Here is a 15,212-nt window from a genome sequence, read left to right on the forward strand (position 1 = left end):
AGGGATGTCGCATAATGTAGTCAGCAAAACACGGCGAGGAAAAGCAAATACATGAACACCCCTTTCAAAAGCATCGGCATTGTCGGCCATCCGCGTCATCCCAACGCCCTGGCCACGCACGAGATGTTGTACCACTGGCTGATCGGGCAGGGACATGAGGTGATCATGGAGCAGCACATCGCCCGCGACCTTGATCTTACCGGCGCTATTACCGGCAGCCTGGCGGATATCGGCCAGCGGGCCGATCTGGCGGTGGTGGTGGGCGGCGACGGCAATATGCTGGGCTCGGCGCGCATCCTGGCGCGGTACGATATTAAAGTCATCGGCATCAACCGCGGCAATCTGGGCTTTCTTACCGATCTCGATCCCGATTCCGCGCTGCAGCAGCTTACGGACGTGCTGGCGGGCAATTACCGCTGCGAACAGCGTTTTTTACTGGAGGCCCAGGTCTGCCGGGGCAATGAATGCGGACGGCTCAGCACCGCCATCAACGAAGTCGTGCTCCATCCTGGAAAGGTGGCGCATATGATTGAATTTGAAGTGTATATCGACGATAGCTTCGCCTTTTCGCAGCGTTCCGACGGCCTGATCATCGCCACGCCGACCGGTTCCACCGCCTATTCCCTCTCCGCCGGCGGCCCGATCCTGACCCCGCCCCTGGATGCGATCGTCCTGGTGCCGATGTTTCCGCATACCCTGTCCTCCCGGCCGCTGGTTATCAACGGCAGCAGCACCATCCGGCTGAAATTTTCCCAGGCCAGCAGCGAACTGGAGATCAGCTGCGACAGCCAGATCGCGCTGCCTATACAGGAGGGCGAGGAAATTTTTATCCGGCGCAGCGAATATCACCTGGATCTGGTCCATCCCCATGATTACAACTATTTCAATACGCTCAGCACCAAGCTCGGCTGGTCGAAAAAATTATTCTGAAAATCAGCATTCGTTTCTTTACTGTATATAAAACCAGTTTATACTGTGTTTAACCACAGCTGTGTTTTTATATACAGGAAACGTATCATGCTGGCTCAACTGACCATTGCTAACTTTGCGATCGTGCGCGAGTTGACGATTGATTTTCAATCGGGAATGAGCGTTATCACCGGCGAAACCGGGGCGGGCAAATCCATTGCCATCGATGCCCTCGGTTTGTGCCTCGGCAGCCGTTCCGACGCAGGCATGGTGCGCCCCGGCGCCCCCAGGGCGGATATCTGCGCGCGTTTCGCCCTCGGCGACGCCCCGCTGGCAGCGCGGTGGCTGGCGGACAATGAGCTGGATAACGGCAATGAATGCCTGCTGCGGCGCGTGGTCGGCCATGACGGGCGCTCGCGGGGGTTTATCAACGGCATGCCGGCGCCCTTATCGCAGTTGCGCGAGCTGGGCCATCACCTGATCCAGATCCACGGCCAGCATGCCCACCAGTTGCTGCTGCGTCCCGACTATCAAAAACAGCTGCTCGACGCCTATGCGGATGAACAAGCGCTGCGGCAATCCATGGCCGGCGCTTATCGGCAATGGCACCAGAGCTGCCTGGATCTGGCCGCGTTCCGCCAGCACGCCTCGGAGCGCGAGGCCAGGCGCGAATTATTGCAGTACCAGTTAAAGGAGCTGAACGATTTTATCCCGGCGGACGGCGAATTCGAGCAAATCGATCAGGAATACAAGCGGCTGGCCAACAGCGGCCAGTTGATCACCACCACCCGCCAGGCGCTTGAGATGCTCAGCGAGGGCGAGGACCAGACCCTGCTTGGCCAGCTGTACGCCGTCCAGCAGCGGGTAGGCGAACTGGTGGGCATGGACGGCGCGCTTTCCCCGGTAATGGATCTGCTGGAAGAAGCCTCAATCCAGCTGACCGAGGCCGCGGAGGAGCTGCGCCATTACGGCGATCGGCTCGACCTGGACCCGGCGCGGCTGTATGAGCTGGAACAGCGGCTGTCCCGCCAGATCTCCCTGGCGCGCAAGCATCATGTGAAACCGGAAGACCTGCCGCTGTTTTATCAGCAGTTGCTGCAAGAACAACAGTTGCTGGAGCAGCACGACACCGACGCCCAGGCGCTGGTCGAGACCGTGGCGCAGCACCACCTCCAGGCGGTGCAAACCGCGCGGCGGCTGCATGAAAAACGCGTGCATCATGCCACTGAACTTTCCGCCCTGATTACCCGCAGTATCCGCGAGCTGTCCCTGCCGCACGGCAGGTTGGAAATCACGACGCATTTCGATGCCGAACAGCTGAGCGCCGAAGGGGCGGATCGTATCGAATTCCTGGTCACCACCAACCCCGGCCAGCCCTTGCAGCCGTTGGCGAAAGTGGCCTCCGGCGGCGAATTATCGCGCATCGGCCTGGCGATACAGGTGATTACCGCCCGCAAGATGGATACCCCGGCGCTGATTTTTGATGAAGTGGATGTGGGCATTAGTGGCCCCACCGCCGCAATTGTGGGTAAAATGCTGCGTCGGCTGGGGGAATCCACCCAGGTGATGTGCGTAACCCACTTGCCCCAGGTTGCGGGCTCCGGTCACCATCACTTTTTTGTCAGCAAAAATACCGACGGTAACGAGACCGAAACCCAAATGATCGCCCTGGACAAAAAAGCCCGCCTGCAAGAGCTGGCGCGCCTGTTGGGCGGGAGCGAGGTCACCAAAAATACGCTGGCAAACGCTAAAGAACTGCTCGCAGCTTAGAAAAGGCTAACTTTTTTACGTTCCCGTGGTCATAGATGGGCCTTGTAGAGGTTCCCAATGTCGGCAAGGTCTATTATCATCGGCATCCTATGCCTAAAAGGAATGTGATTATTATGAGCTGTAAGACGTTGACCGCTGCTGCCGTCGTTCTCCTGATGTTAACCGCCGGTTGCTCCACGCTTGAAAGATTGGTCTACCGCCCGGACATTAACCAGGGAAACTATCTGACAGCAACTGACGTAGCTAAAATTCATACCGGCATGACCAAGCAGCAGGTGGCGTATATCCTGGGCACGCCAATGATGCAGGATCCGTTCGGCAGCAGTACCTGGTTTTATGTGTTCCGCCGCCAGCCCGGTCATCAGCCTGTCACGCAACAAACGCTTACCCTGACCTTTAACAACACCGGCACCCTGACCAATATCGATAACCGGCCGTCATTGGATACCCCGCGCGGGTAAATCAGCGGTAAAAAGCCGAACTGAAGCGAAGCGGCAACGCCTGGCGAAGTAATCCCAGCGCAGGCGGCACAGCGGTAAAACGGGGGCAAGGCGAAGAACACGCTTGAGAGGGCAACGGGCCGGACGCCTGGGGTATATGACCTACCCTGCCGGCCCCCGGCGTCCCGCGCACCCGTCTACTTTTTCGTGCGTTCCGCGCGCTGGCGGCGCAACTCCTTGGGATCAATCAGCAGCGGGCGGTAAATTTCCACGCGATCGCCGTCATTGAGCCGATCGCTTAATTTGGCCGGGCGACTAAAGATACCGACCTTATTCTTGTCCAGATCGATATCGTGCCGTATTGCCAGAAGGCCCGAGGCCTGTATCGCCTGCTCAAGCGTACTGCCCGCAGCCAGCACCAACTGCCGCAGGTATTGCCGCTCAGGCAGCGCATACACCACTTCCACGCGGATATCCGCAGCCTCAGGCGGCACGGTAAACCTCTTTTGCCCGCTGGGTGAACGCCTGGACCATGTTATTCGCCATCTCTTTAAAGATTGGCCCGAACGCCAGCTCGATTAGCCGGTTCTTAAACTCAAAGCTCATTTCGAATTCGACCTTGCACGCTTCTGGACTCAGCGTGGTAAAACGCCAGTCGCCGGCAAACGAGCGGAATGGCCCTTCCACCAGGCGCATTACGATACTTTCGTTATCGGTGATGACATTACGTGTCCTGAATGTTTTGCTGATGCCCGCTTTGGAAACATCCATCTCGGCGGTCAGTTCGTTTCCTTCCTTGGCCAGCACGCGGCTGCCGGTGCATCCGGGAATAAACTCCGGATAAGCGCGAATATCATTGACCAAGGCAAACATTTGCTCCGCGCTGTAGGGCACTAACGCGGAACGACTGATATGAGGCATAAGGGTTCCTGTCTTGACGATCATTGCTTAATATTATCATTTATCTGTCTTGAGACAAAAAGTGTTGGCGCCCGTTTGTCTTAAAAAGCATCAATACCGCAAGGTAACGTAAGGAAAGCATTTTATTCCCGCCCATAAAACTGTATAATATTTAGTATCATGACAAAGAAAAAAGCTTACAAACCCGGTTCAGCCACCATTGCGCAAAACAAGCGCGCCCGACATGAATATTTCATCGAGGAAGAGTTCGAAGCCGGACTCGCGTTGCAGGGATGGGAAGTCAAATCGCTCCGTGCCGGCAAGGCCAACATCAGCGATAGCTATGTGCTGCTTAAAGATGGCGAAGCCTTCTTATTTGGCGCCACCTTCCAGCCGCTTATGGCCGCCTCGTCGCATGTGGTATGCGACCCTATGCGCACGCGTAAACTTCTGCTCAACAAGCGTGAGTTAAGCTCGCTGTTCGGCCGGGTGAACCGCGAGGGCTACACCGTGGTCGCCCTGTCGCTGTACTGGAAAAACGCCTGGACCAAGGTCAAGATTGGCGTCGCCAAGGGTAAAAAAGATTTCGATAAGCGTGAGGATGTCAAATCACGCGAATGGCAAGTCGATAAAGCACGCATTATGAAGAACGCCAACCGTTAAGATTTGCCGCGCTATTGAATTTTTGCTATAATGAAATTAACAACTTGGGGCTGATTCTGGATTCGACGGGATTTGTGAAACCCAAGGTGCATGCCGAGGTGAGGTAGGCCTCGTTAAACAGCCTCAAAAAAAATAATTGCAAACGACTCGCAATACGAACCCGCTGCTTTAGCAGCTTAATCAGTCTAAACCACTGATGGTTCCCTCTCTCCCTAGCCTCCGCTCTTAGGACGGGGATCAAGAGAGGTCAAACCCAAAAGAGCTCGCGTAGAGATCCTGCCTGGGGTCAAAGCGTCAAATCTAATCAGGCTAGTTTGTTAGTAGCGTGTCCATCCGCAGCTAACTGGCGAATGTAATGATTGGACTAAGCATGTAGTACCGAGGATGTAATAATTCCGGACGGGGGTTCAAATCCCCCCAGCTCCACCAATTTATCATCCGGACATGTCCGGCGAAGTCCTGAAAGCCCGCATCCCACCTAGGTTTGCGGGCTTTTTTGTGTCTGTAACAGTCCGAGCATATCCAGCTAAATCCAGCGTCTATTGGTATACGAATTGGTATACGCTATGATGTATACCAATAAACGTATACCAATTAATGGACGATCCCTCACATGGCGCGGACTACACGCCCCCTCACCCACACCGAAGTACAAAAAGCCAAAGCCCTCGATAAAGACCTTACACTACATGATGGCGACGGTTTATTTTTGCTGGTAAAAACCACCGGCAAAAAAATATGGCGCTTTCGCTATCAGCGACCCGGTACAGCACAGCGCACCATGATTAGCCTCGGAGCTTACCCTGCCCTGTCTTTGGCCGATGCCAGGGAAATCAGAGGGGAAAAGCTCTCCCTTTTAGCCAAGGGCATTGATCCCCAGGCCAAAGCCGAGGATGAGGCAGAACAGCGTCAAATCGCTCAAGACAGCATTTTTATCAACGTCGCGCAACACTGGTTTGCCCTTAAACAAGGCAGCGTTAGCGCCACGCATGCGCAAGATATCTGGCGTTCGATTGAAAAGGATCTGTTGCCCGCATTAGAAAATATCCCCGTGCAGGACATCAAGGCCAGAACCCTGATACAGGCGTTAGAGCCGATCAAAGCCCGTGGCGCACTTGAAACGGTACGCAGACTAGTACAGCGCATCAACGAGATTATGATCTTTGCCGTTAACACCGGTTTAATTGAAAACAATCCGGCATCGGGGATTGGCAATGCGTTCGAGCGCCCCAAAAAACAGCACATGCCGACTATCCGCCCCGAAGAGCTTCCTAAGCTAATGCGCACCATATCGATGAGTAACCTGTCCATACCAACCCGGTGCCTGCTGGAGTGGCAGCTATTAACACTTATACGCCCGGCAGAGGCATCGGCAACAGCCTGGGCAGAGATCGATATCGAGAACAGGGAATGGCGTATTCCTGCAGAACGGATGAAGGCTAAACGTGATCATGTCGTTCCATTGTCTATACAGGCGCTGGAGATACTGGACATCATGCGGCCTATTAGCGGCAATCGGGAATTTGTTTTTCCAAGCCGCAATGATCCCAAAAAACCGATGAACAGCCAAACGGCTAACGCTGCGTTAAAGCGCATAGGCTATGGCGGGAAATTGGTTGCGCACGGCTTGCGATCTCTAGCCAGTACTGCTATGAATGAGGCAGAATTTAATGCGGATGTGATTGAGGCTGCGCTAGCGCATAGTGATAAAAATGAGGTTAGGAAAGCTTATAACCGTTCTTTATACCTTCAGCAGAGGAAAGAACTTATGAACTGGTGGGGGCATGCCATTGATAATGGTTTTTTCACAAGGCGAAAAAAATGATAACTAACATTACAGCTCGTGATAAAAAATATCATTTGATAGGCAAAAATTATATTACAAATAATGAAAATGTTTTTACACTTATTACTGGGAGGAACGGAGTTGGCAAAAGCAGGATGTTAAGTTTTATTGTTAATCATTTTATTCCGAAGAAAGACCAAAATAAATTTTATAAGGAACTTTATGATTCAGTTGATGACCGTTATTTCGAAATAGACTATGACTTTGTGCCATCTAATATCATCGCAGTATCCACAAGTGCATTTGATAAATTTCCAGTGCCTAAGCGAAGAGAACGCCTTAGCAATTACTCTTATCTAGGAATTAGGGGTTTATCCAGCTTAAATATTAGTTCTGAATATCTTTCTAAAATTATCTATAAACTAATAGCATCTTTAATTAATCACAACATGGATATGTCTAGAATCGCAAACGTTCTAGGCTATTTAGGTTATCATGATGAAATTGAGATTTCATTAGTCATGAGATCTTCAAATGAAAGGTTCAAAGAAATATCTGCCTCGCATGACCATTATATAGCATTTGAACAAATATTTTTAAAAAGCATACCGTTTCCAATGAACATAAATAGAAGTGCGTTTTTAAAGGATGATGGGGCGCTTGATAAAGAAAAAATAGATTATGCGTTATATATACTCAGTCAACTAAATTACAAAGAAAAAAGACCGATTCATAAAATGATAATTGATCAACTCGGTGTCCACATTGATACTGGTCTCTTCAATGAAGTATCTGACGACTTTATTTTTCTTATTGAATCTGGTTTTTTATATACACGATATGTTACCCTTCATAATAAAAACTCAAACGAAAGATTCCGTATAAACAATGCCAGTTCCGGAGAACAATGCATTGTAATGAGCATATTAGGCATTGCAAGTCAAATTCAAGATAACTCTATAATTTGTATAGATGAGCCTGAAATTTGTTTGCATCCAGAATGGCAAGAAAAATATATTTCAATTTTAATGGACACGTTTAAAGACTATCATAACTGCCATTTTATCATTGCAACGCACTCGCCTCAAATAACATCAAAATTGAAATCCCACAATTGTTTTATATTGTCGATGCAAGATGGAAAAGTAAATAATGCATCCAATTTTATAAATCGGTCAATAGATTTTCAACTTGCTAATATTTTCAAGGCCCCTGGTTATAAAAATGAGTATCTTATGAGGGAATTAATAAGTTTTTTATCAGAGTTGACTGAAACTAAAAAAATAAGCCATACAAGATTAATCGAAATTGAAAAAATTTTAGGTCTAAAAGATGTCATTGAAAATACAGATCCAGTCAAAAAACTAATGACTCTTGTTGCAAAATCATTATCGGAGAGAAGAAATGATTTTCAATAAAGTTGAATACAATGAACAATTAATGTCAAAGGTAAGTGAATTTGAAAGACTGCCAAAAAAAGAAAAAATTGGTGGATATTGGGATAGGCAGGATGATAATGAATTGAAAAATTTGAAAAAACATATTAAAGATCATTATATTATCGCACAAGATTACACTTGCCCTTATTGCCAACAAAAAATAGTAGTTGATCATAATATGGCTTGGGACATTGAGCACATCATACCAAAATCGACACATCCAAGTTTTCTCTTTAAGCCATTAAACCTCTGCATAGCATGCAAAGACTGTAATACTGAGAAAGATAATAAGAATGTTTTAGTTAATGCTACAAGAAAGACGTTACCTATTAAAAGTGAAGACTATATTATATCTCATCCTCACTTAGACAATTATGATTCCGACATTAAAGTAATAGAAGAATCTTTATATTTTTTACCAAAGACAGACAAAGGAAGAAAGACAATTGAGATATGTGGATTATTAAGATTCATATATAAATATTCAAATTATGGTAATGTTCAACAAAGCATCAAGGAGGGTATTTTGGCATACACACAAGCACTTCTAAACACATCTAATCCCATAGAGGAGAATTTATATCTCTCATTCATTGAGGATCTTACACTACAAGGTAAAAAATTATCAAAATTGGAATTCCAGCGAAACTTTCATAAATAATATCGATATGAATATATACAAAGTTGATGCACTCGGCCCCAGCGCGCGCAGTGTCCCCCGCCTGCCCGCTGTGACTACATCATGCACCTTTCATGCACGAGCCAATAGCCCACAAAGCCCATACGTAGCGCGCTTTCAGCGGTTTTATAGGGGTATCTGTTGCATGCAGATCCATGCATCCACTGCATGCACGGTCATTTTACAGCGGGCTGACCAGAGAAAAGGCGTTTTGCGAAGGTGTCGGGGGTGGAGCATCTACCCCACCCGGGAGAATGTCTGAGGTACTGATTAGTGCAAACGGGCACCCGAACCATAACGATTTAATACCCGTTTCTCTGGCTGAACGATTAACGCTACCGGTGCAACCTCGGGTTCAGGGGGCCGGTTAATAATTCTATCGATACTTTCCACCGATTTAAAGGTACTGGAGCATTGCAAATTCTGGCATTGATAATACGCCTCTTTGACCTGCTCCGATAAATAACGGCTGGAGCGAATATGCGATGCTGCGCGGCATACCGGACACCGCATCATGATTTGTTAACCTTATCGTTTTCTTTGCCCTCGTTAACTTCTTGCTCGGCTTTCCTTTTTATCAATGCCTCAGCCAATCGCGTTCGTCTAATCGGGCTGTTATATAATTCTTGGTCGAGACCTTTCATGACATCCGGATATTCCAAGCCTATTTGCATCGCGATAGGTTCATTTTGCATATCCAGCGGTGTCGTCTCGCATATCGTACGCAACATGCTGCCAAAAGAGGCCATAATTTCCTGATAAACATTCCCATCGGAATGACTGTAGGGATGGCGCAATGCCACGCTTAATTTCATGGCACGGATCAGTTCCGGCATTTTAATGCAGCTCAGGGCGCTGGCGACCTCATGGCGGGCATAAGCACAGGCGGCACGGATATGGGCCTCTTTATAGGTTTTCGCCGTGCCACAGCAGCGCAGCATCGCCTGTTTGTGATCCCATTCCATATCTTCCAGCAAACCGGCAAATTCCTTTGCCAATTCCCGTTGCGCGATACGAGTGTTATATCCGGCTTTCAGTTCGTCGGTCATTTCACCGCGCAGACTGCGAAACAGCTTACGCCAGTTACTTTCCGACTCTTGGCTGGACACTTCCGCGTCGTGTTGTTGTTGGTGACAGCGGGTGATGGCCGTTTTGATATCCTTCAGGGCAGCGGTATTTGTGTTATGCGCGCTGCGGGCTTTGTCCAAGTCGGCCAGGATTTCAATCATATTCGCTGAAAGGGGTTGTGTGCTCATGGTAAAAACTCGTGTTGTTTGGGGTGTGCTTATTCTGTCCGGCACCACACAACAGCTCAACGTATTGGGGTTTACCTGCCGATGGCACAACAGACGGTCAAAAAGTCCCCAAATCTGCACCTTACCAAAAAGAGTTTTTATATAAACTATTCACTACTCTTCACCTTTGAAAAAAAGTAATAGTAATCAGTAAGTAAAGGGATGAATAGTTTACGATTAACTCATCACCGAGTATTCACACCTGTTCACCGGGTTTAAAACAGCCTTTTCTTTGGTCAGCTTTTTTATAACGTTTATTTCTATCAATATGGGTTATTTATTCAGTTTTACCTATCAATGAAAATTACCGGTTCGTATTACTTAGTATTAGTTAGCATCACTTAGTATTTGTTGGTAGGTCAATATTTGAACACATTTTTTCAAGCCACTGGCACAACACCCCCTTGTTGCCACAGCCAAAAATAACCACATAATAGGCAGCTACCAGACGCATCCACCCAGTCACGGCCACGTATGACCGCACTCATGATAAGGTAGCTTTTGATGCTTGCAGTTGCTCGACACACCCCACCGGCTTGCCCGCCACCCTTGTTAAACGGCTATCCCCCTGACCGCTTTATGCGCCTGCCGGAAGTCATTAATACCACCGGACTGTCCCGCTCATCGATTTACGATTACATCAGCCGTGATGCGTTTCCGTCGCAGATCTCCCTGGGCGGTAAAAACGTTGCCTGGCTGGCCTCGGAAGTAAATGAATGGATGAATACCCGGATCGCCGCCCGCAATGAGGAGTCCCGCCCATGATCACCGTCACGCTGAATTCACAAGACTTTACCCTGACCGACAAAGAAGCCGAATACCTGTCGCTGGCGCTAGCCTCGGCCATCAGCCACCCCGAGAAAGTGGTACGCAGTTTGATGACCGCGCACTGCGGCTCTATGGGCGTGCGCTTGACCGCAGCAAAACCCTTCGAGTCACATTCGGGCCTCATCGGTCGGGAGAAGTACTACACCGTATTGCCTGCCCGTAAAGGGCGTACCGATATGCAAACCGACTGCTGAGAATTTACCGTGCTACTGCAAAAAAGCCTTTTCTCTGGCGAGCCAGTTCGTTATAGTTTCCGCGCTGCCGCAAAATCGGCAGCCGGGCGTGAGAACCCGAGTTACTCAATGGCGACACAACACGCGCCAGGCGTGTTTTTTTACGTCGCGGCCTTAGTTTGCCTGTTTTTTGCGCAGCCATTTCCATTACGTTGCGCTAATCGAACAATGGTGGCTCAGGCGGGGCAGCCTTCGGGCTGGCCGGTATTCATTGAGGCCGGTTTCTCACCCCCGTCTGGGCTACCACCCGAGCGTGAGAACTTCCGTGGTAGCAATAACCATTACTCAATGGAGGCTGCCAATATGGCTACAACCCTCGCTCATTCTCATTCTTCTTTTACTTTTATTTTTGCCGCCGTGCTTCGCAGCGTGCCCAATAGCCGCCCGTGCATGGTGCGTACCATTGCCGCCTGTGAACACGACGCCCGCCAATCGTTGGCGCGAGATTACGTATTGTCATTTGCCGGTCGCCTGCCGGTACGGGAGGTGGCATGAATACCCTGGCCGCCCGGTTTCACGCCGATGAGTCTTACCCCATTCCCCATGCGGATTTTTTACGGCTCCAGAACGCCCACAATATGGGGGTGTTGTTCCTCGATATGCTCGACCGCCAGCACTGCCTTAGCCTGGATGCCGAACACCACCTTAATGACAATTTCGCGGCGGTTATCGCAGTACTGACTGACCATATCGGCCAGGTGGTGAATACCTGTGAATCCCTGATTTCCGCCAGCATGGAGGCGACCCGCTGATGAATACCGATAATCAATCCTGTATCCCCGTAGAACTGCGAATTGCGCTTTATCGCCGCGCCGTGGCCTGTGCCTATCAGACCACTTGTCAACAGTACGGCATGCAACTGGCCTTAAGTCTGGACGCGCTGGAAGCGAAAATAGCCAATGAGGTGGAAGCCTTTCATGTGGCGGAGCATGGCCTTGAACTCGGAGTGGAAATCGCCTGCGCCATGTTGGGCGATATGGTGACGCCGGATTTTCTCGACGCCTCACCGCGCCTGACGGCATTAGGCGAGCGGGTGATGGATGAAGTTTGCCAGCACCATTTAAAAACCGTCCGCCTCAACGCCACCCTACATTAAGGAAATGCGCATGAACGTAACCGATACAGTGCGCAGTGCGCAAGGATATTGGCCGCAACTGTTACCAGCCCTGGGCATTAAGGTGGCCCTTAATGGACAACACTCTCCTTGCCCGCTGTGCGGCGGTAAAGACCGCTTTCGTTTTGACGACAAGGCCGGTAAAGGCTCTTGGATTTGTAACCAGTGCGGGGCCGGTGACGGCCTCAACCTGGTGGAAAAGGCGTTACAGCTTTCACCGTCCCAGGCAGCCCGCCAAGTGGCCGAACTGATAGGCGAAAATGCGCCGATTTTCGCAAGCCTGCCGACAGAACAGGACAAGACTCTGGCACGGCAAAACGCTGTCAAACAGGCGCGCCAGATAGTCGCCGCTGCCATCGAGCAACCTCGGCAAACCTACCTGGCGGCCAAAGGCTGGCCGGGTGTAGAAGCCCTGACCCTGGCGCAACCGCTGCGCGTCGGCGGTATCGACTATCAGCGTGGTGACATGGTGGTGCCGTTGACGATTGCCGGGGGTGAGGTGGTTAACGTGCAGCTTATCAATGCTGCCGGTGACAAACGCACCTTACCCGGCGGACAGGTGAAAGCAGCCTTTCACTGTTTTGCCGGTATTGACAGCAAACACCTGTGGTTGACCGAAGGTTACGCCACCGGCCTGACGGTGCATGAGCTGACCGGGGATTCGGTATATGTCGCGCTTAGCGCCAATAACCTGCCGTCGCTGGCCGCACTACTGAAAACGCAATACCCGGATACTACCTTATTGATTGCCGCCGACCGTGACGACAACGACACCGGACAGGCCAAAGCCGAGGAAACCGCCCAGGCGGTTAACGGTGTGGTTGCCCTGCCGCCGGTTGCCGGTGACTGGAATGATATTTATCAGCGCCAGGGTCATGAGGCGACCCGGCAACTACTGCGCGCCTTTATCACCCCGGCCTGGCACAGTCCGTTTGAGACCATTAGTGATGCTGATATCAAGGCCATGAGCACCAGTGAAAAAGCCGAACTGGTGGCCGGCCACTATCATGGTGATTTGGCGGTGCCGGTGTTAGGGGAAGAGATATTGCAATACGACGGCGGCGCCTGGAAAGTCCTGCCGCCAAAGCTGATTAACCGCGAGATTGCCACGCTGTTTCAGAAAGCCCGTGCCCCGTTCTCGGCTTCCGGCATCAATAGCCTGGTGGATACGCTAAAACTCATGGTGCCACAAATGGGCGACCCGGTGCGCAGACTGATAGGCTTTCGTAATGGGGTGTTTGATACGCTGGCCGGGGAGTTTCGGCCACACCGCAAGGAAAACTGGCTGCGCACCGTTAATAATGTGGATTACACCCCACCAAAAACCGGGGAAAACCTGGCCGACGACGCGCCGCATTTCTGGCAATGGTTAACGCGGGCCGCCGGGCATAATACTGATAAGCAGGACAATATCCTCGCGGCGTTATTTATGGTGTTAGCGAACCGCTACGACTGGCAATTGTTTCTGGAAATCACCGGCCCCGGCGGCAGCGGTAAGAGCATTATGGCGACCATTGCCACCATGCTGGCCGGTGAGGACAACACTACCTCGGCCACTATCGACACGCTGGAATCCTCCCGCGAACGGGCCTCAGTGGTGGGATTCTCACTGATTATTTTACCCGACCAGGAGAAATGGAGCGGCGACGGTACGGGCATCAAGGCCATTACCGGCGGCGATGCGGTGGCTATCGATCCCAAATACCGGGACGCCTACGCTACCCATATTCCGGCGGTGATCCTGGCCGTTAATAATAACCCGATGCGCTTTAGCGATCGCAGCGGTGGCGTATCCCGCCGCCGGGTGATTATCCATTTTCCCGAGGTGATCGCCGCTGGGGATCGTGACCCACAGTTAAAAGACAAAATCCGCCGTGAACTGTCAGTTATCGTCCGTCACCTGATGCAACGGTTTGCCGACCCAACCGACGCTCGCCGCAGACTGGAAGCGCAACAGAACTCCAATGAAGCCCTAGAGATCAAACGTAATGCTGACCCGTTAGTGGACTTTGGCGGCTACCTGCTGGCAAACAGCGAGGCCAACGGCATGTTTATGGGCAATGCCAATATCACCCCGCGCAATCCGCGCAAATATGTCTATCACGCTTACCTGTCGTTTATGGAGGCACGAGGCTACCAGAAGCCCATGAGCCTGACCGCTTTCGGTCTGGCGCTATCGGGGATCTTACGTGAATACGGCTGCGAGTTGATCAAACACAAAAGCAAAAACGGCATCCAAACCAATCTTGAATTAAGCGACGATAGCGACGCGGATTGGCTGCCGCAGTGCAACGCGGTGTAACCTCAGTATGAACAAAAACCAACCGGCCCCGGCCGGTTTTTTCGTATCTGCTACAAGGGTAGTCACCCTGGGGTGATGAGTTTAGGGTTGCTGTTCACCAACTCATCACCACTTAACAACATGTTTTATATGGATAAAAGTCAAAGGTGAATAGGGTGAACAGTTTTGCGTAAAATCTTTTTTTCTTGAGTATTTTATGAAGAAGAACTTTTCGGGAGTGGGATTCTTGAGGCATAATCGATCGCATCGTTCCCGTATTGCCATTGAATATTACGCCATAAATTACCAAAGGCTAATGATGATAGATGAATCTCAAAAAAACCAACAAATCATGGCGTTATTATCGCAGGCTAAAAAAATCGCCGGACAATACCAATCGCTTACAGGAAAACCTCTGGGAATCACCGGAGAGATTGCCGAATATGAAGCAGCAAGGATACTTGGCTTAAAACTTGCGGAAGCACGCCAGGCGGGATTCGATGCGATTGAATATAGAGAAAAGGAAGCGGTTAAATTACAGATAAAAGGGCGATGTATCCACAATATAAAAAAAACAACTCAACGAATGGGATCAATCGATTTAAGCAAACCCTTTGATGCGGTTTTACTCGTACTAATGGATGCTAATTATGATGTGCTTGCTATATATGAATGCTCGCGTGAAAAAGTTATAGAAGCATTGATGTCACCTGGTTCAAAAGCACGCAACGAACGCTCAATGTTGGGAATAAAAAAGTTCATATCGATGAGCATAATACGTTGGGAACGTCCAGCCTTGCCAGGTGGCATTGATGTGGATGAAGTCATTAGCAGTGATTTATCGATTCTGGATTAATGCACAACATAAGAGGACT

General features: G+C 50.2%; 18 protein-coding genes and 1 other RNA gene. 15 read left to right on the forward strand and 4 right to left on the reverse strand.

All coding sequences use genetic code 11. From position 1 onward, the window contains the following. Nucleotides 1-51 precede the first annotated feature (51 nt). The 3 genes from nadK to bamE all read left to right on the forward strand — a co-directional run bounded on the left by nadK (nucleotide 52) and on the right by bamE (nucleotide 3,140). Nucleotides 52-930: an NAD(+) kinase gene (gene nadK / locus ACL2XQ_RS19590; protein ID WP_413721191.1), complete on the forward strand. Its 879-nt coding sequence runs from the start codon at nucleotides 52-54 to the stop codon at nucleotides 928-930. Between the two features lie 87 nt (nucleotides 931-1,017). Next, nucleotides 1,018-2,679: a DNA repair protein RecN gene (recN, locus tag ACL2XQ_RS19595; protein ID WP_410013966.1), complete on the forward strand. Its 1,662-nt coding sequence runs from the start codon at nucleotides 1,018-1,020 to the stop codon at nucleotides 2,677-2,679. A 113-nt stretch (nucleotides 2,680-2,792) separates the two neighbouring features. Continuing rightward, on the forward strand, nucleotides 2,793-3,140 hold the full coding sequence (gene bamE / locus ACL2XQ_RS19600; protein ID WP_410013965.1) for an outer membrane protein assembly factor BamE: 348 nt from the start codon (nucleotides 2,793-2,795) through the stop codon (nucleotides 3,138-3,140). A 176-nt stretch (nucleotides 3,141-3,316) separates the two neighbouring features. Here the strand turns inward: bamE and ACL2XQ_RS19605 are convergent, their stop codons facing one another. Beyond that, nucleotides 3,317-3,613 (reverse strand): RnfH family protein, encoded by a 297-nt coding sequence (locus ACL2XQ_RS19605; protein WP_413721194.1) that lies wholly within the window; start codon nucleotides 3,611-3,613, stop codon nucleotides 3,317-3,319. Continuing rightward, on the reverse strand, nucleotides 3,603-4,040 hold the full coding sequence (locus ACL2XQ_RS19610; protein WP_413721195.1) for an SRPBCC family protein: 438 nt from the start codon (nucleotides 4,038-4,040) through the stop codon (nucleotides 3,603-3,605). Before ACL2XQ_RS19610 ends, ACL2XQ_RS19605 begins: the two co-directional genes overlap by 11 nt. 159 nt (nucleotides 4,041-4,199) lie before the next feature. Here ACL2XQ_RS19610 and smpB point away from each other — a divergent pair, with 159 nt between their 5' ends. From smpB to ACL2XQ_RS19635, 5 genes are all read left to right on the forward strand, one after another. Next, a complete protein-coding gene (gene smpB / locus ACL2XQ_RS19615; RefSeq protein ID WP_410013963.1) occupies nucleotides 4,200-4,682 on the forward strand; it encodes an SsrA-binding protein SmpB in 483 nt (160 codons plus the stop codon). A gap of 46 nt (nucleotides 4,683-4,728) precedes the next feature. Further along, nucleotides 4,729-5,111: a transfer-messenger RNA gene (gene ssrA, locus ACL2XQ_RS19620) on the forward strand. Between the two features lie 184 nt (nucleotides 5,112-5,295). Then, the gene (locus ACL2XQ_RS19625; RefSeq protein WP_413739567.1) at nucleotides 5,296-6,507 is read left to right on the forward strand and encodes an integrase domain-containing protein; all 1,212 of its coding nucleotides are present in this window, start codon (nucleotides 5,296-5,298) and stop codon (nucleotides 6,505-6,507) included. Further along, nucleotides 6,504-7,886, forward strand: coding sequence for an AAA family ATPase (locus ACL2XQ_RS19630; protein WP_413739568.1), 1,383 nt, complete (start codon nucleotides 6,504-6,506; stop codon nucleotides 7,884-7,886). The genes ACL2XQ_RS19625 and ACL2XQ_RS19630 overlap by 4 nt, the downstream gene beginning before the upstream one ends. Beyond that, nucleotides 7,873-8,568 (forward strand): HNH endonuclease, encoded by a 696-nt coding sequence (locus tag ACL2XQ_RS19635; RefSeq protein WP_413739569.1) that lies wholly within the window; start codon nucleotides 7,873-7,875, stop codon nucleotides 8,566-8,568. The genes ACL2XQ_RS19630 and ACL2XQ_RS19635 overlap by 14 nt, the downstream gene beginning before the upstream one ends. Nucleotides 8,569-8,856: 288 nt before the next feature. On the opposite strand, the gene ACL2XQ_RS19640 is transcribed toward ACL2XQ_RS19635, so the two are convergent. Beyond that, complete coding sequence (locus tag ACL2XQ_RS19640; RefSeq protein ID WP_413739570.1) at nucleotides 8,857-9,102, reverse strand: ogr/Delta-like zinc finger family protein; 246 nt, start codon at nucleotides 9,100-9,102, stop codon at nucleotides 8,857-8,859. Beyond that, entirely contained in the window at nucleotides 9,099-9,842 is a 744-nt protein-coding gene (locus ACL2XQ_RS19645; protein WP_413739571.1) for an aldehyde dehydrogenase, read from the reverse strand. Before ACL2XQ_RS19645 ends, ACL2XQ_RS19640 begins: the two co-directional genes overlap by 4 nt. Before the next feature lie 543 nt (nucleotides 9,843-10,385). On the opposite strand from ACL2XQ_RS19645, the gene ACL2XQ_RS19650 reads away from it, so the two are divergent. The 7 genes from ACL2XQ_RS19650 to ACL2XQ_RS19680 all read left to right on the forward strand — a co-directional run bounded on the left by ACL2XQ_RS19650 (nucleotide 10,386) and on the right by ACL2XQ_RS19680 (nucleotide 15,193). Further along, complete coding sequence (locus tag ACL2XQ_RS19650) at nucleotides 10,386-10,646, forward strand: helix-turn-helix transcriptional regulator (RefSeq protein WP_413739572.1); 261 nt, start codon at nucleotides 10,386-10,388, stop codon at nucleotides 10,644-10,646. Next, nucleotides 10,643-10,903, forward strand: a complete 261-nt coding sequence (locus tag ACL2XQ_RS19655; RefSeq protein ID WP_413739573.1) for a hypothetical protein — start codon at nucleotides 10,643-10,645, stop codon at nucleotides 10,901-10,903. Before ACL2XQ_RS19650 ends, ACL2XQ_RS19655 begins: the two co-directional genes overlap by 4 nt. 9 nt (nucleotides 10,904-10,912) lie before the next feature. Beyond that, nucleotides 10,913-11,437 (forward strand): host cell division inhibitor Icd-like protein, encoded by a 525-nt coding sequence (locus ACL2XQ_RS19660; RefSeq protein WP_413739574.1) that lies wholly within the window; start codon nucleotides 10,913-10,915, stop codon nucleotides 11,435-11,437. Next, nucleotides 11,434-11,694: a hypothetical protein gene (locus ACL2XQ_RS19665; RefSeq protein WP_413739575.1), complete on the forward strand. Its 261-nt coding sequence runs from the start codon at nucleotides 11,434-11,436 to the stop codon at nucleotides 11,692-11,694. Before ACL2XQ_RS19660 ends, ACL2XQ_RS19665 begins: the two co-directional genes overlap by 4 nt. Then, on the forward strand, nucleotides 11,694-12,038 hold the full coding sequence (locus ACL2XQ_RS19670) for a DUF5375 family protein (protein WP_413739576.1): 345 nt from the start codon (nucleotides 11,694-11,696) through the stop codon (nucleotides 12,036-12,038). The genes ACL2XQ_RS19665 and ACL2XQ_RS19670 overlap by 1 nt, the downstream gene beginning before the upstream one ends. 4 nt (nucleotides 12,039-12,042) lie before the next feature. Next, complete coding sequence (locus tag ACL2XQ_RS19675; RefSeq protein WP_413739577.1) at nucleotides 12,043-14,358, forward strand: primase-helicase zinc-binding domain-containing protein; 2,316 nt, start codon at nucleotides 12,043-12,045, stop codon at nucleotides 14,356-14,358. 196 nt (nucleotides 14,359-14,554) lie between these two features. Further along, nucleotides 14,555-15,193, forward strand: a complete 639-nt coding sequence (locus ACL2XQ_RS19680) for a DUF6998 domain-containing protein (protein ID WP_413739578.1) — start codon at nucleotides 14,555-14,557, stop codon at nucleotides 15,191-15,193. Nucleotides 15,194-15,212 lie beyond the last annotated feature (19 nt).

This window comes from Sodalis sp. RH14, assembly GCF_047324285.1.
Classification (GTDB): Bacteria; Pseudomonadota; Gammaproteobacteria; order Enterobacterales; family Enterobacteriaceae; genus Acerihabitans.